Consider the following 24,763-nt stretch of genomic DNA (forward strand, 5'->3'; position numbering starts at 1 on the left):
AAAAGGATCATATATATTAATGATGAAGAAGACCATACAAAATCCGCGTTATTAGTAGTTAGCAACGGGACAATAATTAATCCAAAATTAATCATGCACGCTATATATACAATTAAGTTATACATAATGTTAATTTTTATTCACCACCTTAGTATTATTGTTTAGGAGTCTGGGACAAAAATCAATGTTCTAGGCTTACATTGTTATAATGCCAGAAATTCACAGAACGAAAATGCGCTTAGAACAAGCACTTTTCAATTCGAGTCGGGGGCCCCAACACAGAAGTTGACGGAAAGTCAGCTTACATTAATGTGCAAGTTGGGGTTGGGGCCCCAACATAGAGAATTTCAAAAAGAAATTCTACAGGCAATGCAAGTTGGAGTTGGGGCCTCAACATAGAGAATTTCAAAAAGAAATTCTACAGATTTTTAATTACACATTAGCTGTGGCTGATGTGTAAAACCACTACATAATAAATCATTTGTGGTTCCTTATCATTTCTGTCCCGCTCCCAATTTATTGATTTATTCGAATCTCAAATTTTGTTTGTTTTACTTTGAAAACACTATATATAGTATGCTTTTTATGATTCTAGATGCTTTTTAATATTTAATTTTCGTCAACATTTGGATTAATAATAATCAATTCTAAAACTTTGCGAGAAGGATCAATTGTAAATTCAGAACCGTAATTGACATGACTAACTTTTAATTTACCATCTAAATATTTGATTGCAATTGCAACATCATAATCTTCATCGATGACGAATAAACTAGTTTCATTTGTAACAACTTCATGTTTTCCTGAATATACAACATTAATTTCCCAATCTTTAAAAACCATTAATCATCCTCCTTGAATATATAAAATGATTCAATTTAAGTTTAACTTATTCATACAACTTCGTACAATATCTAGATATATGATAATTGGATTTCTAGAAATTATTTTCAATTATATATACCTATTATACTTTTTATCTTCTTATTTCAGTTTTGTTTTAAAACGAATTTAAAATAATTCTGCAAATATATTAACACATAATGTGTTCAATAAGTTTTGAACAATTTCAAAACTTTTACATAAAGGGTTTGACAATATGATTTTAATTTCTTAATTTAAGTGAACTTATGTTAAAGACTTTTATTTTTAATGCTTTTAATTAGAATAGTGGTGATCAAAAACATATTTTTGTTTCATAACTTAAAAATAGCCGAAACAACTTTTTGTCGTTTCGGCTATTGTCAAACTATATATATAAATGTCTATGAATTATCTAAAAATTTAATTAGTCATTTCTTCTTTTTTCCAATCGATTTTATATCTTTCTGAAGAACGATCTGTCCATTTATCTTTTGTGTTTGTACCTTTCCAATTTGTTGAAGTCCAATGTAATTGGTAGTCATCACGAACACGTTCATAAACGATATCAATGTTTGTTTGTTGATTTTGTGCTTTTCTGTCCATCACAAGTACTGTAGCGAAATCTGGTGAGAAACCTGAAGATAATAGGGAACTTGCTTTGTTTGGGTCAAGGAAATTTTCAGATGCTTTCATAGATCCATTTCTTGTTTTCATGAAAAGTTGATTTCCGTAAATTGGGTTCCAGGAATCTCTATCGTATGGTCCCCAATTTTGGTTCATCATGTTATTGAAAATAACTTTCCAACCTACTTTTTTATCAGTTGGGCTCTCTAAAATGGTTTTGAAATCAGGTTGCACATATTTTAAAGTATGACCAATTGAGACAGTTCCACCAATTTGTCCGCCGATTTTCCCAGTATCATCAGCACTGATGCTGCCATTGAAACCATAATTTAAAGTGCTCATATATTCTTTCGTATCAATTGAATTTCTCGGATAATAATCAGAGATTTGTGCTGCTTCATTATCAGGTATTTCTAGATGTACTTTAAAAGCAGAAGGCCATGCCAGACCACTTTTATTTGAACCTTCTTCGCTATAGACTCTATATTGACCGGCAATTGTACCTTTTGTTCTAATAACCAGTAATTTTTTATTGTGATTTTTATCATCAATAAAACTATAAAATATTTTTTTGTGCAAACCATTTACTTTGTCATAAGTGACTAAATCACCTGTTTTAATTGTCGTATTGCTACCAATATCTGTTGTTCCTGGTTTAATATTTATATCACTATCTGCTGCATGAGCGATAGGATTTAACAATATGGAAGTTACTAATAATGTTGATGTTACTAAGCTGACTGTACGTGTTTTCATTTTCATCATCCTTCTATTTATTAAAACGATTCGAAGAAACAGTATTAATGATATTTTACTTGTTTTTAAGTAGCATACAGATTAATATATTAAATCGTTTGTAATAGTTTTCTAAAATGCGTTTAATAATGTAGCAACTGTTAAGAAAAATTGAATGATGATGAGTTATAATTTTAAGAATTAGTTTTTACATTTAATTGAATAAAAGGTAGTAATAAATTTCGAGTTCAAGATAACTTGTTTGAAATTTTGTTGACACAAAGTAAAAATATGCGCATAAATCTATTAATGTTTTTTATTGAACTAAAGAAGTTACTCTTTTTTTAAATGTAATCGATTACAATTTAAAAATACAAATACTTTTAAATTAAATCAATTAAGTATATATTAAATAAAACTTAACTATACATTAACTAGTTTCTCGCGCATGGGATTATGGAGAATTGTAATACTTTAGTGATTATGCCATACGCATTTATATTTTATAAATTTAGTTATTGAAAATTCAAAAATAGGTAGTTGATAACTAAAGAATATTGTAAAATATTAAGTATTAAACATTGCATTTAAGGCTTAAATAATCAGTATGATTTAAAAATTAGCTATAACATCAAAACGTGTATAACTATTCATAATTAATTCATATCCTGAAATTCTGACAGTATTAACGAATGAACAGGAAACCGTAATATTACAATTAAAGTTGTAATAGCAATGAATATATGTACTTCTTTTAAATTGAATAATATATGATTAATGATAAGCTTGATAAATTTTAGTGGAAAATGATAGGGGTGAACAGTGTTAAAAGTTATTTAATGAAAGGGTTTAAATAACGATATTTAACATTTAAAATTATGAAGATAATGTATATCATTTTAATTTTTCTTATTTGGTTGAATTTATTTTTAGGAAATAATATTACGCATGCAGTTACAGCTTTAGTAGTAACATTGTATGTAGTAAATACAAGGAAGTGTGTGAAAGATGACAGAGTTGAATAATATTATAAATTCAATTAAAGAATTATTTGAGGTTGAATCGGGATACAAAATTTCAAAAAACTCTGGTGTCCCATACCAAACTGTACAAGACTTACGAAATGGTAAAGCAGATATAGAAGATGCCAGATTTAGAACGATTATCAAACTATATACCTATAGTGTTTCATTACAAAATCAAAAATAAGTGGCTAAACTAACGATATATGTAATGGGTAAATAGAGGTTGGGAGTGGGGACAGAAATGAAATTTACACAAAATTTATTTCTGTTCCCACTCCCATCAATTCTATTATTTAATATTTAAAATTGTTTAAGTGACAAAAATGAATTGTCGTAGTGAAATGATAATTTAAGTTTTGAAAAGTTAATCAATGATTACTTCAACAATAATTTTTTGTGGATTTTTAACATAAACATTTGCATAATCTGAGTGTAATCTTTTATTTAAATCAATTGTAAAGTTATTATCGCCACCTGTAATGGTTAATTTTCCATTATTACGATTTTCATTATATAATATTTTGTTTTTTATCAATGATTCGCGTACACGGAAATCAAGTTCTTTTAATGTTAATACAGGTTTATTGCCACGGTAAATCACATGTGCACCTATTATCGTCTGTAGTTTATCTTTATATTGCACAAAGATTTTATATAGCTTATCAGAAGGGCTTGCCGCTGGTGTAACGCCACCAGTAAATGTTTCTTGATATGACCACCAAAATTGACTTGTTTCTTTATCCTTTAATCCAAATACATCTACATAGCGATCTCTTAATTGATTGATATTACCCCAACTTTGATTTCCTTTTACTTGTATGTGTGCCGACCAAGTATATCTATTGAAGTCGACATAAATATTGCCACTTTCACTTTGTCTTAACCATTTATTTGAGAATAATAAATATGACTGCGTATAATATTTGATTAATTCATTAACATTAGTTTCATCTTGATTAATGTTATATGCTTTAGCTTCAGAAGATAAACCACTCAATACTTTGGGGGATTGTGTTGTCGTAGTTGTTCCCAGAAGTAACAATGATGTTATTAATATTATTTTTTTCGTAATATTCTTTTTCATTTTAAAATCTCCTTTACGTAGGATATCAATATTGAAAAGTGGGGGAGTCAATGTGATATATGAGATTATCCGCATTGACTCCATGAATGAGGTTAGCTAGATTTTTCGAGGATTACTTCAATTTTTGCGTTTCGAGGGTCTTTGACATATCTATTTGCGTCAGTGGATTTTAACCTTTTACTTAAATCAATGATGTATTGATTATTGCCATCTGTAATCTTAATCTGTCCTTTATTATATTTATCGATATATAATCTTTTGTTTTTAATTAATAATTGTCGAATGCGGAAGTCCAATTCTTTCAATGTTAATACTGGCTTATTACCTGAGTATAATGGATATCCTCCTGTAAATGTTTCTGCTGCATCTTTATATGATACGTTCAGGGTATAGTTTTTGTCGGCAGATGTAGCAGCAGGTGTAACACCCCCGGTAAATATTTCTTGAGCTAGCATATAGGAATTTTTTGTTTCTGCATCTTTTATACCGAAAATATCTACATATTTATTTCTTAACTGATTAATATTCCCCCAGCTTTCAGGACCAAAAACTTGAATATGACTAAACCATGATAACTGAAGTAACGTTGCATGAATCGTTCCATTATCCTTTTGCCATAACCATTTATTAGAAAAGGATAAATGTTTTTGATTATAATATTTAATTAGCTCATCTACATTAGTTTCATCTTGGCTAATATAATAAGCTTTCGCTTCAGATGAAAAATTGCTTAGTGTTTTTGGAAATTGTGTTGTAGCAGTTGTTCCTAGAAGTAACAATGTAGTTGCTAAAATTATTTTTTTAGTGCATTTCTTTTTCATATTAAAATCTCCTTTGGGTGGAATATCTGCGTTAGAAAGTGAGAGAAGTCGTTGTGGCATATGAGGTTATTTACTTTAATACCGTGAATGAGGTTAGTTAGATTTTTCGAGGATTACTTCAATTTTTGCGTTTCGAGGGTCTTTGACGTATCTATTAGTGTCAGTTAATTTTAATTTTTTACTTAAGTCGATAGTGTAGTTATTACCGCCACCAGTTATGTTAATTTTCCCTTTATTATATCCATCGTTATATAACTTTTTATTTTTTATTAATGTTTGGCGAACACGGAAATCAAGTTCTTTAAGTGTTAATACGGGTTTGTTACCTTGATAAACCTCATGTCCTCCAATAATTGTCTGTTTTTTATCTCTATATTCTACAAAAAGTTTGTATGGTTTATCAGAAGATGTAGCAGCTGGTGTGACACCCCCAGTGAATGTTTCGTCATAAGTTAAATAGCCCTCAACGGTTTCTTCGTCTTTTGTTCCGAAGATATCTACATATTTATCTCTTAATTTATTAATATTTCCCCAGCTTTCAGGACCGTAAATTTGAATATGACTATACCAAACCCAAGTTTGTAGTGTTGCATGTATTGTACCATTTGGGTTTTGCCATAACCATTTGCCTGAAAACGATAGGTGGGGCTGTGTGTAATATTTGATTAATTCATTGATATTAGTTTCATTTTCCCTAATATTATATGCTTTAGCTTCAGATGAAAAACTGATTGATGCGTTAGGAAAATGGGCGGATGTTGTTCCTAAAAGTAACAATGCTGTTGATAAGATTATTTTTTGCGTGATGTTCTTTTTCATATGAATATCTCCTTTGCGTGAATTACCCAAAGTATATAAAGGATTTCACTAATACGGAATTAAATAAAAGCTAAAACTATGTTAAATAAAATTAAACAATTCAACGCTTTATTTAATTAAAACTTATCATTTTTAAATTATGAGAACTACACAAGTATTAATATAGAGAGGAGATTTATTACGATTTATATTTTGGAAAAATCATAACTTTATGTTAAGTTGCGTTAAATTAATTATTAATTGAATTTTCTAACTACTTGAAAAATAGTTATACTATAAACGTAATACTTATTTTAAAAATATCCTACTACTTAAATTTAATTTTAATAAAATGTTCAATGATTTATTGATAAAATATTACAATTTTTAAGAATGGGTTGAGTTGGAAATGTATACGCTTACAATTTAGGTGTAACTAAAATAAAAGGAGTTGTTATTAATGAAAAATTTACGAAACAGAAGTTTTTTAACTTTATTAGACTTTTCACGACAAGAGGTAGAATTCTTATTAACGCTCTCTGAAGATTTAAAGCATGCTAAATATATCGGTACTGAAAAGCCTATGTTAAAAAATAAAAATATTGCATTAATATTTGAAAAAGATTCTACAAGAACACGTTGTGCGTTTGAAGTTGCCGCACATGATCAAGGAGCGAACGTAACATATTTAGGACCAACAGGTTCGCAAATGGGTAAAAAAGAAACGACTAAAGATACAGCACGTGTACTTGGTGGTATGTATGACGGTATTGAATATAGAGGTTTCTCACAACGCACTGTTGAAACATTGGCTAAATATTCTGGTGTTCCAGTTTGGAATGGATTAACTGATGAGGACCATCCAACGCAAGTGTTAGCTGATTTTTTAACTGCAAAAGAAGTTTTGAAAAAAGATTATGCAGATATAAACTTCACATATGTTGGTGATGGCCGTAATAATGTTGCGAATGCACTTATGCAAGGTGCAGCAATAATAGGAATGAACTTCCATCTAGTTTGTCCTAAAGAATTAAATCCATCTGATGCATTGTTAAATCGTTGTAAACAAATTGCTTCTGAAAACGGCGGGAATATTTTAGTCACTGACGATATCGAGCAAGGCGTAAAAGGTTCTGATGTCATATACACTGATGTTTGGGTATCTATGGGTGAACCTGAAGAAGTTTGGAAAGAAAGACTTGAATTACTAAAACCTTATCAAGTAAATAAGGCATTAATGGATATGACAGAAAATCCAAATGTTATATTTGAACACTGTTTACCATCATTCCACAATACTGAAACAAAAGTTGGACAACAAATTTTCGAAAAATATGGAATTCGTGAAATGGAAGTTACTGATGAAGTGTTCGAAAGTAAAGCGTCAGTTGTATTCCAAGAAGCAGAGAATAGAATGCATACAATAAAAGCAGTTATGGTTGCTACAATAGGTGAATTTTAAAACTAAAAGGAAGTGAATATGATGGCAAAAATTGTAGTTGCACTTGGTGGTAATGCTTTAGGAAAATCACCGCAAGAACAACTTGAGCTTGTTAAAAATACTGCGAAGTCATTGGTAGGATTAATAACCAAAGGACATGAGATTGTTATTAGTCATGGTAATGGACCACAAGTAGGTAGCATAAATTTGGGACTTAATTATGCTGCTGAACATGATCAAGGTCCAGCCTTCCCATTTGCCGAATGTGGAGCGATGAGCCAAGCATATATTGGTTTTCAGTTACAAGAAAGTCTACAAAATGAACTCCATTCAATTGGTATAGATAAGCAAGTTGTAACGCTAGTCACTCAAGTTGAAGTAGATGAACATGATCCAGCATTTAATAATCCATCAAAACCAATTGGGTTATTTTATAGTAAAGAAGAAGCTGAGCGTATTGAAAAGGAAAAAGGATATCAATTTGTTGAAGATGCTGGAAGAGGGTATAGAAGGGTAGTGCCGTCACCACAACCAATTTCTATCATTGAACTAGAAAGTATTAAAACACTTATTAAGAATGATACACTTGTAATTGCTGCTGGTGGCGGTGGTATACCAGTTATAAGAGAGCAACATGATGGTTTTAAAGGTATAGATGCGGTTATTGATAAAGATAAAACGAGTGCACTTTTAGGTGCTAATATTCAATGTGATCAACTGATTATATTGACAGCAATTGATTATGTATATATTAATTTTAACAGTGAAAATCAACAACCATTGAAGGTTACAAATGTTAATGAATTAAAACGCTATATAGATGAAAATCAATTTGCAAAAGGAAGTATGTTACCAAAAATTGAAGCGGCAATTTCATTTATTGAAAATAATCCTAACGGCAGTGTTCTGATTACATCATTAAATGAATTGGATGCCGCATTAGAAGGTAAGATAGGTACAGTGATTAAAAAGTAATAATGATAACACGTTTTCAATTTGTTATATGTATAATGCATGATTTTTATTAACAATGTGCAACCCTGCGTATTTAGTTTGATTTTTTAGGGCAGGGTGCACTTTCTTAATATAAATATTTAACGCTGGGATATTTTACACAGCATTATTGTTAGGTCATATGTCGAAGGAGATGAAACCGTGGAAAACACAATTAATGAAAGTGAAAAGAAAAAAAGATTTAAACTAAGAATGCCTGGTGCATTTATGATTTTATTCATTTTAACGGTTATTGCAGTAATAGCGACTTGGATTATTCCTGCAGGTGCCTATTCTAAACTTTCTTACGAACCTTCATCCCAAGAATTAAAAATTGTGAATCCTCATAATCAAGTTAAAAAAGTACCTGGTACACAAAAAGAACTTGATAAGATGGGTGTTAAAATTAAAATCGAGCAATTTAAATCAGGCGCGATTAATAAGCCTGTTTCTATACCAAATACGTATGAACGATTAAAACAACATCCTGCTGGACCAGAACAAATCACAGGTAGTATGGTAGAAGGTACAATAGAAGCGGTAGATATTATGGTGTTTATACTTGTGTTGGGTGGACTTATTGGTGTAGTTCAAGCTAGTGGTTCCTTTGAATCTGGTTTACTTGCTTTAACTAAGAAAACCAAAGGTCATGAATTCATGCTGATTGTTTTTGTGTCAATTTTAATGATTATCGGTGGTACATTATGTGGTATTGAAGAGGAAGCTGTAGCTTTCTATCCTATTTTAGTACCTATATTTATAGCATTAGGATATGATTCAATCGTTTCTGTAGGTGCTATATTTCTTGCCAGTTCTGTTGGTAGTACATTTTCAACTATAAATCCGTTTTCAGTAGTCATTGCATCTAATGCAGCTGGTACAACTTTTACAGATGGATTGTATTGGAGGATAGGAGCTTGTATCGTCGGCGCAATCTTTGTTATCAGTTATTTATATTGGTACTGTAAAAAAATTAAAAAAGATCCAAAGGCTTCTTATGCTTATGAGGACAAGGAAGCATTTGAAAAGCAATGGTCTGTATTAAAGGATGACGATAGCGCGCAATTTACATTACGTAAAAAGATAATACTCACATTATTTGTATTACCTTTTCCAATTATGGTCTGGGGTGTCATGACTCAAGGTTGGTGGTTCCCTGTTATGGCGTCAGCATTTTTAATTTTTACAATTATTATTATGTTTATTGCTGGAACTGGTAAATTTGGTTTAGGAGAAAAAGGAACGGTTGATGCTTTTGTTAATGGCGCATCAAGTTTAGTTGGTGTATCTTTAATCATTGGTTTAGCAAGAGGTATTAACTTAGTGCTGAATGAAGGTATGATTTCAGATACGATTTTACATTTTTCATCATCTTTAGTTCAACATATGAGTGGGCCGTTGTTTATCATTGTTTTACTATTTATTTTCTTCTGCCTAGGCTTTATCGTCCCTTCTTCATCAGGGTTAGCGGTATTATCAATGCCAATCTTTGCACCGCTAGCTGATACAGTTGGTATACCAAGATTCGTTATCGTTACAACATATCAATTTGGTCAGTATGCGATGTTGTTCTTAGCGCCAACTGGACTTGTTATGGCGACGTTACAAATGTTAAACATGCGATATTCACATTGGTTCCGTTTCGTATGGCCTGTTGTTGCCTTTGTATTAATTTTCGGAGGCGGATTACTAATTACGCAAGTTTTGATATATTCATAATTTGAAATGCTATGTTATAGAAAAATTGAATAATAAGTGGTCGGTATGCATCTCATTGGTTAGTAGAAATACTAAATTAATCGAGATGCATATTTTTTGGGTAGTAGTAAGATTCAGTGTATAAAAGTGGATGATCCAAAACTATAATGCACATTCATTAATTGAAAGATTATTATAAAATGTAAGGGGAAATATGATATATTATATTTATTGTGATAAATATATGATTGTGCAGAGTATGATGTGTTAGGGCTTTTTAAACGGGAGATAGGATTATTTATAGATACAAAGTTATTAATTAGGGTGATTATAAATGACATATTTGACAAAGCTTTTAGATACATTAACTGGAATATGCGTAGTGTTATTATTTAGTAAATATTTCGTTTCTTATGCGAATATGGTATTTGATTGGAACTTAAGGTGGTATTTGCTAGAAAACATACCAAATTTGCCGATTATATTATTTATCTTGATGTTTGTTTTCGGTGTGTCTTCTGAAATGATAAAAGATAGACAAAAGAAGAAAAATATTAAATATAAGGAATGATAACAATGACGAACATAACGAAGACGAAGATAAAAATCTTTTTCAACTATTTTATTGGGATATTAGCCTTAACGTATGCTTTTTATTTAATATTTAAATAAATATCTAAGTTTTGTTTACTATTGCAATAAAAAGACAGGGGAGCCTGTCTTTTTTAATAAGCATATTTGTTTAATTTATATTTGTAGTGAGCTTTTATACTGTATCACGTATTAATTTATTTTTATTTTCACTTTTAAAAAAGTAATGAATATATCCTATTAAGACTCTAAATACTATTATAGTTGCCAATAAAATCTCAAAAAATAAAAGACCTTTCCAAATTATTGGAAACATAAGGACAGGCAAACTGTTCTTTAAAGCAGTAGCTGAAATCACTAATGGAAATGTGAATGCTGAAAATACTGGCGAAAAGGGTTCTTTCAGTAATTTAGGAAGTTGTATGATGATATAAAAATAAAAAGTTTGAGCTAATATTAAAAAAACAATAACGATAAAAGCATTTGTCTTAGGAAAAGCTATAACATATGATGCTGCAACTAAAGAAAATGGTGCACAAACTGTAGATATGTTTGGTTTAATAGACGCTTGCAATGGATATATTTTAATTCGTTTGAATACTATGGGCAAGACAATACAAGTTGCTACAAAACCATAAATAACTGATAATTTACCTATCAAATAATATCCACTGACTGGTGCTGTTAATCCAGCGATAGCTATACCAATAAAAAGTACTGTCCATGATGGATATACATTTTCGAATGAGAATCCTTTTAAATATTTAAATGAAAAAATAATCATATGCGTCATAATACCCACAAGGCATAAAATCCATAAAGGTGTTATTAAACTATTAATAATAGTTATATTACTAAAAAATGTTTTTAAATAAGTTGTTCCTAAAAATCCGGACATGAAAAATGTTGTGAATACAGATGAAATTAGAGGGTTGTTTAATTGTTCTTTCACAGTATTATAATTTTTGAACATTGTACATAATAGGTGAAGCCAAATTAAGAAAGCAAAGATGCCACAAAGAGCGTTAATAGCAAGTGATATATCTTTCAAAAGATTTCCTAAGCCTAATAAACCTAAGACCAGTCCTGACGTTACTAAAGGTGCATTTTGAAGTCTCATGATTTACAACCTTTCTTATGTGATTTTCTTCACTAATTATATCATGATAGCTTCATTCTTTTAATAAGAAGAGTGTGTACTTTTACGTTTATAACGTATGTTGGAATAGTGGACACATAATTGTCATTTAAAATTTGATGAAAGAAATATTAACAAAGGCTAGCCAACTTCATTAGAATCAATTAAATTATAAGACTTCAGAAAAACATATCTACCATATCAAACAATTAAAGATTTAAAAATGATAAAACAAAGAACTCCGGCATAGCGGAGTTCTTTGGATAGTGATTAATTTGTGCATACTAATTAAGTTAATGACATAAGGCTAGAAAAGAGAATAAAAAAAGAACGTCGCGAAACAGTTGAGTACTATCTAAAAATAGCCAGTTTTAAAATACTACTCATCGAGTTTATTCGCAGAACGTTCAATGGTAAGACCCCGAAAGAGGATTCTTAATTTTCATTATAAAGGAGGCAATACTACATGAAAAGAGAAACAAGGCAAAAAATATCTTTCTGCTTATCAATTGGTATATTTATTTTAGTTATATTACTATTGATATTTTAAAAATTTTTCGCCTTATCTAATTTATGAATTGTTATGATGAAAGATTTGATAAAAAACAAAGATCATTAGAAAATCACGACTCGAGGGACTAGGTTGTTTTGAGCATGTATGTGTTTGATTTAAAAGGTTTGAATTTAAATTTCTGAGAATCTTCAACTTAAATTTTTATAAGTGAAAATGAATAATCGCGTGTCAAACGTGTGTCAAAAAATATTAAAACGAATATGAATGCTAGTGTATTGGCAACAAGTATTTAGAAATCTTATGGGTCCCTAAAAATTTAAATTATATAATAGTAAAACAAAAAAGAACCCCGTATTGACGGGGTTCTTTTAGTTGGGTGGTGTATAAAAAACACCTATAAACGTCCTGGGAGGGATTCGAACCCCCGACCGATGGCTTAGAAGGCCATTGCTCTATCCAGCTGAGCTACCAGGACACGTTTAACAACACAAGAATTATTATAGCTAAATGAACATAAATAAGCAATACCTTACAAATAAAAAATGTTTATATTTTTCACTATTTTAGAGCTATTTATATAAAAAGGTTCAATAAGTATTATATGTAGATACAAGCAATATAATTGCGTTAAATACAGTTTTGAATGCCTAAGTGTAAAACTAGTTCATTAATAAAACAGTTATGTACTATAAATGTTATTGTGCGTATAAACAAACTAATTGTACGAAATTCATTTTAAAATATCAATAACAAAACGTTAAGCGAATGACATGGCGGTAATCTAGAACTACTCGCGTTTTGTTTTTCTTCATATTTAAATTTTAAGGAGTGTTTTCAATGGAAGGTTTATTCAACGCAATTAAAGATACTGTAACTGCAGCAATCAATAATGATGGAGCAAAATTAGGCACAAGCATTGTGAACATCGTTGAAAATGGCGTAGGTTTACTATCTAAATTATTCGGATTCTAATTCCAATATGTTATGAAAGTGATCTAAATTAATTTAAGGGCGAGGGAGAGATGACAATGACTGGTTTAGCAGAAGCGATTGCAAATACAGTGCAAGCAGCACAACAGCATGATAGTGTAAAATTAGGTACAAGTATCGTAGATATTGTTGCCAATGGTGTAGCATTAATAGGGAAATTATTCGGATTCTAATATCAGAATGAAATATCTTTAAACAAAACTGGGTGAGTATATTTAATGGATATGCACTCAGTTTTTTTGTATGCAGAAAAACAAACCTCTGTTAAGATTTAATTAGATAATCAGAATATAGGAGATGGGTGAACTTGGGATACAAAAATATTTTAATAGACTTTGATGACACAATTGTGGACTTTTATGATGCGGAAGAATGGGCATTTCATTACATGGCTAATTTATTTGATCATAAAGCTACTGACCTTGATTTTTTAGAGTTTAAAAAAATTAATCATCAACATTGGGAAGCTTTTCAACAAAATAAATTAACAAAATCAGAAGTTTTATCACAACGATTTGTAAATTATTTTAAACGTCATCAAATGGAAATAGATGGACATCGTGCCGATGTTTTATTCAGAAATGGTTTAGCAGAAGCGAAAATCAAATATTTTGATCAAACATTAGAAACTATCATTGAATTATCGGAAAATCATAATTTGTATATTGTGACTAATGGAGTTACAGAAACGCAAAAAAGAAGACTAAATCAAACGCCACTTCATAAATATTTTAAAAATATTTACATTTCAGAAGAAACGGGACATCAAAAACCGAGTCCCGAGTTTTTTAATTATGTCTTTAATGATATAGGTGAATCTGAAAGAGAAAACTCAATAATAGTAGGTGACTCATTAACATCCGACATTTTAGGAGGAATTAATGCAGGGATTGCAACATGTTGGTTTAATTTCAGGAATTTTGAGCCAAACTCTGAAATAATACCTGATTACGAAATTAATTCATGGACGCAATTGAAGGAAATTGTTAGTGAAGAAAATTAAGTTTTACAATTTAGAAATAAAAAAGACACTACGAAAAATTTAAATTCAATTAATCGTAGTGTCGAATATTGATATCTTATGGTTTCCACAGTAAGACATCGTGTCCTTCTATATTTTTAGCTTCCACATCTGTAAATCCATGATGTAAAAAGAAATCCTTTGAATCATTTCTGCCAATCGCTTTAATTGGCATATTAAAACTTTTTGCAAAATCAATTAGTTTTGTTGCGTACCCTCTGTTTTGATATTTTGGCAATACTTCTAACTTCCATAATAATAAATAATCATCAAAATCTGGGAAGTAAATTTCTTCGACATCACCTTTTTTCAGCAATGCCATTCTAGCCCCTAATTGATCTCCGACAAATATACCATAAAATGGTGAATCTGAACTTGCATCAATCATTTGGCCATTTAATTCGTTGACCATATATAAGTCTTTGTTGCCAAATTCTCTAAAGTTCTCAAACAACTCATCAGTTTTGTAATTAATTTCAAGACGTTTGATTTCACTCATATTTATCTACCCCTTATTTGTTTACTACTATTATTATACATTAAACCACTTGTATTTTTCATTGATTTAAAAGACCAAAACACTGAATATTATAAATTTTCTACAATTAAATTGATTTTTAAGCTGTAAAATTGTCAACAAGCGGTATAGTCTTTATACTATAATTTGTAATCGCGTACTGAAGGAGAAAACACATGGACTGTAAAGTAGTTAGTTTAAATGAAAAAGATCAGTTTATATCTAAAATAGAAAGCAGTAATCCGGAAATTGTAGGGTTATTTCAATATGATGCTGCACAACAAACGAGTTTTGAAAAGAGAATGTCGAGAAAAAGTAATGGCAGGGAAAAAGTATTAGCTAATGCCATTCGTGAATATATGAGTGATTTAGACATTTCTAATGAACAAAATAATAGTTTAGAAGCATTAGCTAGTGGTTCAAAAGTAGTGATTGGAGGTCAGCAGGCAGGACTTTTTGGTGGCCCGCTTTATACATTTCATAAAATCTTTTCCATAATCACTTTAGCGAACCAACTTGAGGATACGTATAAACAAAAAGTTGTACCAGTGTTTTGGATTGCAGGAGAAGATCATGATTTCGATGAAGTCAATCATACGTATGTTTATAATGAAAATGAAGCGACATTACATAAAGTTAAATATCATACTATGGATGCGCCTGAATCAACGATTTCTAGATATAATCCAGACAAAGCTGAATTGAAGAAAGCTTTAAAAGCAATGTTTAAACAAATGAAAGAAACGGTCTACACACAAAGGTTAATCAATTTGTGTAACAGCATAATTGATCAATATGATTCATGGTCAGACATGTTCAAAGCATTATTACATGAGACGTTTAAAACGTATGGAGTGCTCTTTATAGACGCACAGTATGAATCGTTAAGGAAAATTGAAGCGCCATTATTTACAGAAATTCTAAAAAAACATCAATCTCTTGATTATGCGTTTAGGACAACACAGCAACGTACACAAGAACAAGGTTTGGATGCTATGATTCAAACTGATACAAATGTACATTTATTTTTACATGATGATCAAATGCGTCAACTCATCTCATACGAAGACGAAGTTTTTAAATTAAGCAAAACGAATAAATCATATACAATGGAAGAAATTTTAAAAATTGCTGAAAATCAACCAGAGCTGTTTTCTAATAATGTTGTAACTAGACCATTAATGGAAGAGTGGTTATTTAACACTGTGGCATTTATTGGCGGACCTAGTGAAATTAAATACTGGGCAGAATTAAAAGGTGTTTTTGAGTTATTTGAAATTGAAATGCCAATTGTTATGCCAAGACTAAGAATTACCTACTTAAATGAACGTATTGAAAAATTGCTTACTAAATATGAATTACCACTATCAGAAGTTTTAGTTGATGGTGTAGAAGGAAGTAGAAGCAAATTCATTCGTGAACAAGCATCAGATGATTTTATTGAAAAAGTTGAAACAATGATTGAACAACAACGTATTTTATATAGAGATTTATTAAATGAAGTTACTGGTAATCAAAATAATATAAATCTAGTTACTAAAAACAATGAAATTCATCAACACCAATATGAATATTTGTTAAATCGTTACTTATTAAATATTGAAAGAGAAAACAAAATAAGCATGAAACAATATAGGGAAATTGAAGAACATCTCCACCCAATGGGCGGTTTACAAGAACGTGTATGGAATCCACTTCAAATTTTGAATGATTTTGGGATAGATGTGTTCAAACCCTCCACCTATCCACCACTTTCTTACACTTTTGATCATATCGTTATAAAACCTTAGAATATCAAGGGTTTTGCCCGATTTATCTTTTTGATAAATCGGGCATTTTTTTGTTTTTTAAAATAAATTTCACAAATTTTGTATAAATAGTGGTGGATAGTGGGGAGATGTGGTAAATTATATATAAGGTGAGGTGATAAAAAATGTTCATGGGAGAATACGATCATCAATTAGATACAAAAGGACGTATGATTATACCGTCCAAGTTTCGTTATGATTTAAATGAGCGTTTTATTATCACAAGAGGCCTTGATAAATGTTTATTCGGTTACACTTTAGACGAATGGCAACAGATTGAAGAGAAAATGAAAACCTTACCTATGACAAAAAAAGACGCACGTAAGTTTATGCGTATGTTCTTCTCTGGTGCTGTTGAAGTTGAACTTGATAAACAAGGGCGTATTAATATCCCTCAAAATTTGAGAAAATACGCTAATTTAACTAAAGAATGTACAGTAATCGGTGTATCAAATCGCATTGAGATTTGGGACAGAGAAACTTGGAATGATTTCTATGAAGAATCTGAAGAAAGTTTCGAAGATATTGCTGAAGATTTAATAGATTTTGATTTTTAAAATGGAGGAATTGAAGTGTTTCATCATATCAGCGTTATGTTAAACGAAACCATTGATTATTTAAATGTAAAAGAAAATGGTGTGTACATTGACTGTACGCTAGGTGGAGCGGGACATGCCCTTTATTTACTAAATCAATTAAATGACGAAGGTAGATTAATAGCAATCGATCAAGATCAAACAGCTATTGATAATGCTAAAGAAGTACTGAAAGATCATTTGCATAAAGTGACTTTCGTTCATAGTAACTTTCGTGAATTAACTAACATTTTAAATGACTTAAATATTGAAAAAGTAGATGGAATATACTACGACTTGGGTGTTTCGAGCCCACAATTAGATATTCCTGAACGAGGATTCAGCTATCATCATGATGCAACGTTAGATATGCGAATGGATCAAACTCAAGAACTAACAGCATACGATATCGTAAACAATTGGTCATATGAAGCTTTAGTGAAAATATTTTATCGTTACGGCGAAGAAAAATTTTCGAAACAGATAGCTAGAAGAATCGAAGCACATCGTGAACAACAACCAATAACAACAACACTAGAATTAGTTGACATAATAAAAGAAGGAATTCCTGCAAAAGCGAGAAGAAAAGGTGGTCATCCTGCAAAACGTGTTTTCCAAGCACTACGAATTGCAGTAAACGATGAATTATCAGCCTTTGAAGATTCAATTGAACAAGCGATTGAATTAGTGAATGTAAACGGCAGGATTTCGGTTATCACATTCCACTCATTGGAAGACCGCTTATGTAAGCAAGTTTTCCAAGAATACGAAAAGGGTCCTGAAGTACCAAGAGGATTACCAGTGATACCAGAAGAATATACACCAAAGTTAAAGCGAGTTAATCGTAAACCGATTACCGCAACAGAAGAAGATTTAGATGACAATAATAGAGCACGCAGCGCGAAATTACGTGTAGCTGAAATACTTAAATAAGGAGCAATTTATAATGGCTGTAGAAAAAGTGTATCAACCATATGACGAACAAGTTTATACTAGTATACCGATGCAACAACCACAAACTAGACCCGAAAAGAAAACCGTTTCTAGAAAAGTGGTTGTACAATTAACTAAATTTGAAAAAGTTTTATACATAACTTTGATTACTGTAATTGCTATGTTAAGTATTTATATGCTATCTTTAAAAATGGATGCGTATGATACGCGAGGAAAGATTGCAGATTTAGATTATAAAATAGATAAACAATCAAGTGAAAACAGTGCTTTACAATCTGAAATCAAAAAGAATTCTTCTTATGAACGCATATACGAAAAGGCTAAGAAACAGGGGATGAGCCTTGAGAACGATAATGTAAAGGTAGTGCGTAGTAATGGCGAAGCAAAAAATTAAAATTAAAAAAAATAAAATAGGGGCAGTCCTACTTGTTGGTTTATTCGGACTGCTCTTTTTTATATTGGTTTTAAGAATTTCATATATCATGATTACTGGTCATTCTAATGGTCAAGATTTAGTCATGAAGGCAAACGAAAAATATTTAGTTAAAAATGCTCAACAACCTGAACGAGGCAAGATATATGATCGTAACGGTAAAGTACTAGCAGAAGATGTAGAAAGATATAAACTTGTTGCTGTTGTAGATAAAAAGGCAAGTGCCAATTCTAAGAAACCAAGGCATGTAGTTGATAAAAAAGAAACAGCTAAGAAATTGTCTACAGTCATTGATATGAAACCAGAAGAAATTGAAAAAAGACTTAGTCAAAAGAAAGTTTTTCAAATCGAGTTCGGTCGTAAAGGTACAAATTTAACATATCAGGATAAATTAAAAATAGAAAAAATGAAATTACCTGGTATTTCTTTACTGCCAGAAACAGAGAGATTTTATCCGAATGGCAACTTTGCATCTCACTTAATTGGAATGGCTCAAAAGAATCCGGATACTGGTGAACTTAAAGGTGCACTTGGTGTTGAAAAGATTTTTGATAGTTACTTAAGTGGTTCAAAAGGTTCATTAAGATATATTCATGATATTTGGGGTTATATCGCACCAAATACTAAGAAGGAGAAACAACCAAAACGTGGCGACGACGTTCATTTAACAATTGATTCGAATATACAAGTGTTTGTTGAAGAAGCGCTTGATAATATGGTTGAAAGATATCGTCCAAAAGATTTATTTGCAGTTGTTATGGATGCTAAGACTGGTGAGATACTAGCATATAGTCAACGACCAACTTTTAACCCAGAAACTGGTAAAGACTTTGGTAAAAAATGGGCTAATGACTTATATCAAAACACATATGAACCTGGGTCAACATTTAAATCGTTTGGATTAGCTGCTGCTATTCAAGAAGGCGCATTTGATCCAAATAAAAAATATAAATCAGGCCATAGAGACATAATGGGGTCTCGTATATCTGACTGGAATAGAGTTGGTTGGGGAGAAATCCCAATGTCACTAGGATTCACTTATTCATCAAATACTTTAATGATGCATTTACAAGATTTAGTTGGTGCAGACAAAATGAAATCATGGTATGAACGTTTTGGTTTTGGAAAATCAACTAAAGGTATGTTTGATGGTGAAGCGCCAGGACAAATTGGTTGGAGCAATGAATTACAACAAAAAACATCATCATTTGGACAATCAACAACTGTAACACCAGCTCAAATGTTGCAAGCTCAATCTGCATTCTTTAATAATGGTAATATGTTAAAACCATGGTTTGTGAACAGCGTTGAAAATCCAGTTAGCAAAAAGCAATTTTATAAAGGTGAAAAACAATTCGCTGGTAAACCAATTACGAAAGATACTGCTGAAAAAGTAGAAAAACAATTAGACCTGGTTGTTAATAGTAAGAAAAGTCATGCTGCAAACTATCGTATCGAAGGTTATGATATTGAAGGTAAGACTGGTACAGCTCAAGTAGCTGCTCCAAATGGTGGCGGTTATGTTAAAGGTCCAAACCCATACTTTGTAAGCTTTATGGGTGATGCGCCTAAGAAGAACCCTAAAGTAATAGTATATGCTGGTATGAGTTTAGCTCAGAAAAATGATCAAGAAGCTTATGAATTAGGTGTTAGTAAGGCTTTTAAACCTATCATGGAAAATACTTTAAAATATTTAAATGTAGGTAAATCTAAAGACGATACTTCTAATGCAGAGTTTAGTAAAGTACCTGATGTTGAGGGGCAAGAAAAACAAAAAGCTATTGATAGTGTGAGTGCAAAATCATTAGAACCCGTTACAATCGGTTCGGGATCACAAATTAAAGCACAATCAGTAAAAGCAGGAAATAAAGTGTTACCACATAGCAAAGTGTTGCTATTAACTGATGGTGACGTGACAATGCCTGATATGACAGGTTGGACTAAGGAAGATGTTATTGCCTTTGAAAACTTAACGAATATTAAAGTGAATTTAAAAGGTAGTGGCTTCGTATCTCACCAGTCAATCACAAAAGGTCAAAAACTCACTGAAAAAGACAAAATAGACGTAGAATTTTCATCAGAGAATGTAGACAGCAATTCAACTAATAATTCTGATTCGAAATCAGATGATACAAATAAATCTGACAGTAAATCTGACAAAGATAAGTCGGAATAAGGTAAATTGCGGCATTAAATAAGGATAACTTGTCACTATTAAATTGTGATTAAGCAATTGTTAGGCAAGCATAAACATCTTCATTTAATCTTTATTATTTAGCGTTGATAGAGAATTTTAGGGTAGACGAGGTCAGGTTAACTTGTTTGTTATAAACAAACTTTTTATACTGGCCTCTTATACCGTGATGAAATAAATATTTAAAAAATGATAACAACTTTGTTTATTAAATTGAAAAATTGATAATATATTAATGATTAAAAAAGTTTGGATTAAGAAGAGGAGATAATTATGATTTTTGTATATGCGTTTTTAGCGCTAGTCATCACTTTTGTTTTAGTACCTGTATTAATACCTACATTAAAAAGGATGAAATTCGGACAGAGTATCCGTGAAGAAGGTCCACAAAGCCACATGAAAAAAACTGGAACACCAACAATGGGTGGTCTAACATTTTTATTAAGTATTGTGATAACATCATTGATTGCAATTATTTTTGTTAATGATTCAAATCCGATTTTATTATTGTTATTTGTGACAATTGGATTTGGGTTAATTGGTTTCATTGATGATTACATCATAGTTGTTAAAAAAAATAACCAAGGTTTAACAAGTAAACAGAAATTTTTAGCGCAAATTGGAATAGCAATTATTTTCTTTGTTTTAAGTAATGTATTTCATTTGGTGAATTTTTCAACAAACATACATATTCCATTTACAAACATAGCAATTCCATTATCCTTTGCCTATGTTATCTTTATTGTATTTTGGCAAGTTGGATTTTCTAATGCAGTAAATTTAACAGATGGATTAGACGGATTGGCTACTGGTTTATCAATTATTGGTTTTACAATGTATGCAATTATGAGCTTTGTATTAGGTGAGACGGCAATTGGTATTTTCTGTATTATTATGTTGTTTGCACTTTTAGGGTTTTTACCATATAACATTAACCCGGCAAAAGTGTTTATGGGCGATACGGGGAGCTTAGCACTAGGCGGTATATTCGCAACAATTTCAATCATGTTAAATCAAGAGTTATCATTAATTTTTATAGGACTTGTATTTGTGATTGAAACTTTATCAGTAATGTTACAAGTAGCTAGCTTTAAGCTTACTGGAAAACGTATATTTAAAATGAGCCCGATTCATCATCATTTTGAGTTGATTGGTTGGAGTGAATGGAAAGTTGTTACAGTATTTTGGACTGTAGGTTTAATTTCAGGTTTAATCGGATTATGGATTGGAGTGCATTAATATGCTCAATTATACTGGCTTGGAAAATGAAAATGTATTAGTAGTAGGACTTGCAAAAAGTGGATATGAGGCAGCTAAATTATTAAGCAAGTTGGGTGCGAATGTAACGGTAAATGATGGTAAAGATTTGACGCAAGATGCGCACGCCAAAGATTTAGAATCAATGGGGATTAAAGTTGTTAGTGGTAGACATCCATTATCATTACTAGACAATGATCCAATTGTCGTTAAAAATCCTGGTATACCTTATACTGTGTCTATTATTGATGAAGCTGTGAAAAGGAATTTGAAAATATTAACTGAAGTAGAATTGAGTTATTTAATTTCAGAAGCACCAATCATAGCAGTGACAGGGACTAATGGAAAAACAACAGTCACATCTCTTATTGGTGATATGTTTAAAAAAAGTCGCTTAACAGGTAGACTTTCAGGAAATATTGGATATGTGGCATCAAAAGTTGCGCAAGAAGTAAAGCCGTCTGACTATTTAATTACTGAACTGTCATCATTTCAATTACTAGGTATTGAAAAATATAGACCACATATCGCCATTATCACTAATATTTATTCAGCGCATTTAGATTACCATGAGAACTTGGAAAATTATCAAAATGCTAAAAAGCAAATTTATAAAAATCAAACTAAAGATGATTATTTAATTTGTAATTATCATCAAAGACAAGTAATAGAATCAGAAGAATTAAAAGCTAAAACGTTATATTTTTCAACACAACAAGAAGTTGATGGTATTTATATAAAAGATGGCTTTATCGTATATAAAGGGATTCGAATCATCAACACAGAAGATTTAGTATTACCAGGAGAACATAACTTAGAAAATATTCTAGCTGCTGTACTTGCTTGTATTTTAGCAGGGGTGCCGATTAAAGCAATTATTGATAGTTTAACTACTTTTTCAGGAATTGAACATCGATTACAGTACATTGGTACTAACAGAACAAATAAGTATTACAATGACTCGAAAGCTACTAATACACTTGCAACACAATTTGCTTTGAACTCTTTTAATCAACCAATCATTTGGTTATGTGGTGGATTAGATAGAGGTAATGAATTTGATGAACTTATTCCTTACATGGAAAATGTTCGCGTAATGGTTGTATTCGGACAAACAAAAGACAAGTTTGCTAAACTAGGTAATAGTCAAGGGAAATCGGTCATTGAAGCAAACAACGTCGAAGATGCTGTTGATAAAGTACAAGATATTATTGAACCGAATGATGTAGTTCTGTTATCTCCAGCTTGTGCAAGTTGGGATCAATATAGTACTTTTGAAGAGCGTGGAGAGAAATTTATTGAAAGATTCCGTGCCCATTTGCCATCTTATTAAAGGGTGTGAGTATTGATGGATGATAAAACGAAGAATGATCAGCAAGAGCCAAATGAAGATAAAGATGAATTAGAACTATTTACTAGAAATACATCTAAGAAAAGAAGACAACGAAAAAGGTCTGAAGCTACACGATTATTTGATCAAAATGAGTCAGATAAATCGCAACAAGCAGAGTTTGACGAAGACATATATTTAATCAATAAAGATTTTAAAAAAGATAAGGAAGATCATGACGATCTTACTAATCATAACGGTGACAGTGATGCTGATTATGATAGGAGTTTAAACTCAGCTAATCAAGTTTATAACCCGAATCAAGAAGATGAACATTTAAGTGATTCTGATAAATTTGGAGTTGCCTCTTCCGACGAATACTCAAACGATGAAAATCAACAAAGTGATGACGTTACTTCGGAAGGTAAAGTTGATGCTAATGACTCAATAGATGACAAGACGAAACGTAAGAGTAAAGTTACTCAATTAAAACCTTTAACACTTGAGGAAAAACGGAAGTTAAGACGAAAAAGACAGAAGAGAATTCAGTATAGCATTATAACTATTTTAGTATTATTAATTGCTGTTATTTTAATTTATATGTTTTCACCACTTAGTAAAATTGCGCATGTAAATATAAATGGTAATAATCATGTTAGCACTTCGAAAATTAATAAAATTTTAGACGTAAAAAGTGATTCAAGGATGTATACATTTAGTAAGAAAAATGCAATCAATGATCTTGAGGAAGACCCTTTAATTAAAAGTGTTGATATACACAAGAAATTGCCAAATACGTTAAATGTAGATATAACAGAAAATGAAATTATCGCTTTAGTAAAATATAAAGGTAAATATTTACCTTTATTAGAAAACGGGAAATTGCTTAAAGGTTCAAATGATGTCAAAATCAATGATGCACCTGTAATGGATGGTTTTAGTGGAACAAAAGAAGATGATATGATTAAAGCGTTGTCTGATATGAAACCAGAAGTAAGACGATATATTGCAGAGGTTAGCTATGCACCAAGTAAAAATAAGCAAAGTAGAATAGAGCTGTACACAACAGATGGTCTTCAAGTCGTCGGTGACATTTCAACGATTGCTGATAAAATGAAATATTATCCACAAATGTCACAATCGTTATCTAGAGATAGTTCTGGTAAATTAAAAACACGCGGTTACATAGATTTATCTGTGGGCGCATCATTCATTCCTTATCGTGGTAACACATCAAATCAATCAGAAAGCGATAAAAATGTGACTAAATCATCTCAAGAAGAAAATCAAGCAAAAGAAGAATTACAAAGCGTTTTAAACAAAATTAACAATCAATCAAGTAAGAATAATTAAAAAAT

General features: G+C 31.0%; 24 protein-coding genes and 1 tRNA gene. 17 read left to right on the plus strand and 8 right to left on the minus strand.

Going from position 1 to position 24,763, the window contains the following annotated elements:
- Positions 1-609 precede the first annotated feature (609 nt).
- Together SAMSHR1132_RS05260 and SAMSHR1132_RS05265 are read right to left on the minus strand one after the other, a co-directional pair.
- Entirely contained in the window at positions 610-843 is a 234-nt protein-coding gene (locus SAMSHR1132_RS05260) for a hypothetical protein (protein ID WP_000231334.1), read from the minus strand.
- Positions 844-1,284: 441 nt separating this feature from the next.
- A complete protein-coding gene (locus tag SAMSHR1132_RS05265) occupies positions 1,285-2,244 on the minus strand; it encodes a leukocidin/hemolysin toxin family protein (protein ID WP_000857897.1) in 960 nt (319 codons plus the stop codon).
- Between the two features lie 857 nt (positions 2,245-3,101).
- On the opposite strand from SAMSHR1132_RS05265, the gene SAMSHR1132_RS05270 reads away from it, so the two are divergent.
- Both SAMSHR1132_RS05270 and SAMSHR1132_RS05275 read left to right on the plus strand, forming a co-directional pair.
- Positions 3,102-3,248 carry a hypothetical protein gene (locus SAMSHR1132_RS05270; RefSeq protein ID WP_042355069.1) on the plus strand — a complete coding sequence of 49 codons (147 nt, stop codon included), beginning with the start codon at positions 3,102-3,104 and terminating at the stop codon, positions 3,246-3,248.
- Positions 3,232-3,432: a hypothetical protein gene (locus SAMSHR1132_RS05275; RefSeq protein WP_000137798.1), complete on the plus strand. Its 201-nt coding sequence runs from the start codon at positions 3,232-3,234 to the stop codon at positions 3,430-3,432. The genes SAMSHR1132_RS05270 and SAMSHR1132_RS05275 overlap by 17 nt, the downstream gene beginning before the upstream one ends.
- A 180-nt stretch (positions 3,433-3,612) precedes the next feature.
- Here the strand turns inward: SAMSHR1132_RS05275 and SAMSHR1132_RS05280 are convergent, their stop codons facing one another.
- The 3 genes from SAMSHR1132_RS05280 to SAMSHR1132_RS05290 form a co-directional block, all read right to left on the minus strand.
- On the minus strand, positions 3,613-4,332 hold the full coding sequence (locus SAMSHR1132_RS05280) for a superantigen-like protein SSL12 (protein WP_000739554.1): 720 nt from the start codon (positions 4,330-4,332) through the stop codon (positions 3,613-3,615).
- A gap of 92 nt (positions 4,333-4,424) precedes the next feature.
- Complete coding sequence (locus SAMSHR1132_RS05285) at positions 4,425-5,153, minus strand: superantigen-like protein SSL13 (protein WP_000725959.1); 729 nt, start codon at positions 5,151-5,153, stop codon at positions 4,425-4,427.
- Positions 5,154-5,246: 93 nt separating this feature from the next.
- Positions 5,247-5,972: a superantigen-like protein SSL14 gene (locus SAMSHR1132_RS05290; RefSeq protein ID WP_000739590.1), complete on the minus strand. Its 726-nt coding sequence runs from the start codon at positions 5,970-5,972 to the stop codon at positions 5,247-5,249.
- Positions 5,973-6,411: 439 nt separating this feature from the next.
- On the opposite strand from SAMSHR1132_RS05290, the gene argF reads away from it, so the two are divergent.
- The 4 genes from argF to elxI1 all read left to right on the plus strand — a co-directional run bounded on the left by argF (position 6,412) and on the right by elxI1 (position 10,654).
- A complete protein-coding gene (gene argF, locus SAMSHR1132_RS05295; RefSeq protein WP_000793597.1) occupies positions 6,412-7,413 on the plus strand; it encodes an ornithine carbamoyltransferase in 1,002 nt (333 codons plus the stop codon).
- A gap of 21 nt (positions 7,414-7,434) precedes the next feature.
- On the plus strand, positions 7,435-8,367 hold the full coding sequence (gene arcC, locus SAMSHR1132_RS05300) for a carbamate kinase (protein ID WP_001074336.1): 933 nt from the start codon (positions 7,435-7,437) through the stop codon (positions 8,365-8,367).
- Between the two features lie 180 nt (positions 8,368-8,547).
- Positions 8,548-10,104: a YfcC family protein gene (locus tag SAMSHR1132_RS05305; RefSeq protein ID WP_000432080.1), complete on the plus strand. Its 1,557-nt coding sequence runs from the start codon at positions 8,548-8,550 to the stop codon at positions 10,102-10,104.
- 313 nt (positions 10,105-10,417) lie between these two features.
- On the plus strand, positions 10,418-10,654 hold the full coding sequence (gene elxI1 / locus SAMSHR1132_RS05310) for an epilancin biosynthesis-related protein ElxI1 (protein ID WP_000221833.1): 237 nt from the start codon (positions 10,418-10,420) through the stop codon (positions 10,652-10,654).
- A gap of 195 nt (positions 10,655-10,849) precedes the next feature.
- Here elxI1 and SAMSHR1132_RS05315 read toward each other — a convergent pair whose 3' ends face one another.
- Together SAMSHR1132_RS05315 and SAMSHR1132_RS05320 are read right to left on the minus strand one after the other, a co-directional pair.
- A complete protein-coding gene (locus SAMSHR1132_RS05315) occupies positions 10,850-11,794 on the minus strand; it encodes a TDT family transporter (protein ID WP_001239310.1) in 945 nt (314 codons plus the stop codon).
- 933 nt (positions 11,795-12,727) lie between these two features.
- Positions 12,728-12,801: transfer RNA gene (locus SAMSHR1132_RS05320), tRNA-Arg, on the minus strand.
- 362 nt (positions 12,802-13,163) lie between these two features.
- Here SAMSHR1132_RS05320 and SAMSHR1132_RS05325 point away from each other — a divergent pair.
- The 3 genes from SAMSHR1132_RS05325 (at position 13,164) to SAMSHR1132_RS05335 (ending at position 14,319) form a co-directional block, all read left to right on the plus strand.
- Positions 13,164-13,298, plus strand: a complete 135-nt coding sequence (locus tag SAMSHR1132_RS05325) for a beta-class phenol-soluble modulin (RefSeq protein WP_000398671.1) — start codon at positions 13,164-13,166, stop codon at positions 13,296-13,298.
- Positions 13,299-13,354: 56 nt separating this feature from the next.
- Complete coding sequence (locus SAMSHR1132_RS05330) at positions 13,355-13,489, plus strand: beta-class phenol-soluble modulin (protein WP_000147102.1); 135 nt, start codon at positions 13,355-13,357, stop codon at positions 13,487-13,489.
- Positions 13,490-13,623: 134 nt separating this feature from the next.
- Positions 13,624-14,319 (plus strand): YjjG family noncanonical pyrimidine nucleotidase, encoded by a 696-nt coding sequence (locus SAMSHR1132_RS05335; RefSeq protein WP_000540813.1) that lies wholly within the window; start codon positions 13,624-13,626, stop codon positions 14,317-14,319.
- Between the two features lie 76 nt (positions 14,320-14,395).
- Here SAMSHR1132_RS05335 and SAMSHR1132_RS05340 read toward each other — a convergent pair whose 3' ends face one another.
- Positions 14,396-14,836, minus strand: a complete 441-nt coding sequence (locus SAMSHR1132_RS05340) for an N-acetyltransferase (protein WP_001289714.1) — start codon at positions 14,834-14,836, stop codon at positions 14,396-14,398.
- 194 nt (positions 14,837-15,030) lie between these two features.
- Here SAMSHR1132_RS05340 and bshC point away from each other — a divergent pair, with 194 nt between their 5' ends.
- The 8 genes from bshC (at position 15,031) to SAMSHR1132_RS05380 (ending at position 24,758) form a co-directional block, all read left to right on the plus strand.
- On the plus strand, positions 15,031-16,644 hold the full coding sequence (bshC, locus tag SAMSHR1132_RS05345) for a bacillithiol biosynthesis cysteine-adding enzyme BshC (protein ID WP_000340487.1): 1,614 nt from the start codon (positions 15,031-15,033) through the stop codon (positions 16,642-16,644).
- Between the two features lie 143 nt (positions 16,645-16,787).
- Positions 16,788-17,219, plus strand: a complete 432-nt coding sequence (mraZ, locus tag SAMSHR1132_RS05350; protein WP_000480800.1) for a division/cell wall cluster transcriptional repressor MraZ — start codon at positions 16,788-16,790, stop codon at positions 17,217-17,219.
- 15 nt (positions 17,220-17,234) lie between these two features.
- The gene (rsmH, locus tag SAMSHR1132_RS05355; protein WP_000468392.1) at positions 17,235-18,170 is read left to right on the plus strand and encodes a 16S rRNA (cytosine(1402)-N(4))-methyltransferase RsmH; all 936 of its coding nucleotides are present in this window, start codon (positions 17,235-17,237) and stop codon (positions 18,168-18,170) included.
- 13 nt (positions 18,171-18,183) lie between these two features.
- On the plus strand, positions 18,184-18,585 hold the full coding sequence (ftsL, locus tag SAMSHR1132_RS05360; RefSeq protein ID WP_000257601.1) for a cell division protein FtsL: 402 nt from the start codon (positions 18,184-18,186) through the stop codon (positions 18,583-18,585).
- Positions 18,566-20,800 carry a penicillin-binding protein gene (locus SAMSHR1132_RS05365; protein ID WP_001118665.1) on the plus strand — a complete coding sequence of 745 codons (2,235 nt, stop codon included), beginning with the start codon at positions 18,566-18,568 and terminating at the stop codon, positions 20,798-20,800. Before ftsL ends, SAMSHR1132_RS05365 begins: the two co-directional genes overlap by 20 nt.
- A gap of 291 nt (positions 20,801-21,091) precedes the next feature.
- On the plus strand, positions 21,092-22,057 hold the full coding sequence (gene mraY / locus SAMSHR1132_RS05370; RefSeq protein ID WP_000578451.1) for a phospho-N-acetylmuramoyl-pentapeptide-transferase: 966 nt from the start codon (positions 21,092-21,094) through the stop codon (positions 22,055-22,057).
- 1 nt (position 22,058) lies between these two features.
- Positions 22,059-23,408 (plus strand): UDP-N-acetylmuramoyl-L-alanine--D-glutamate ligase, encoded by a 1,350-nt coding sequence (gene murD, locus SAMSHR1132_RS05375; protein ID WP_000935982.1) that lies wholly within the window; start codon positions 22,059-22,061, stop codon positions 23,406-23,408.
- A gap of 15 nt (positions 23,409-23,423) precedes the next feature.
- Positions 23,424-24,758: a cell division protein FtsQ/DivIB gene (locus SAMSHR1132_RS05380; RefSeq protein WP_000342175.1), complete on the plus strand. Its 1,335-nt coding sequence runs from the start codon at positions 23,424-23,426 to the stop codon at positions 24,756-24,758.
- Positions 24,759-24,763: the final 5 nt, after the last annotated feature.

Source organism: Staphylococcus argenteus, from assembly GCF_000236925.1.
GTDB classification, from domain to species: domain Bacteria; phylum Bacillota; class Bacilli; order Staphylococcales; family Staphylococcaceae; genus Staphylococcus; species Staphylococcus argenteus.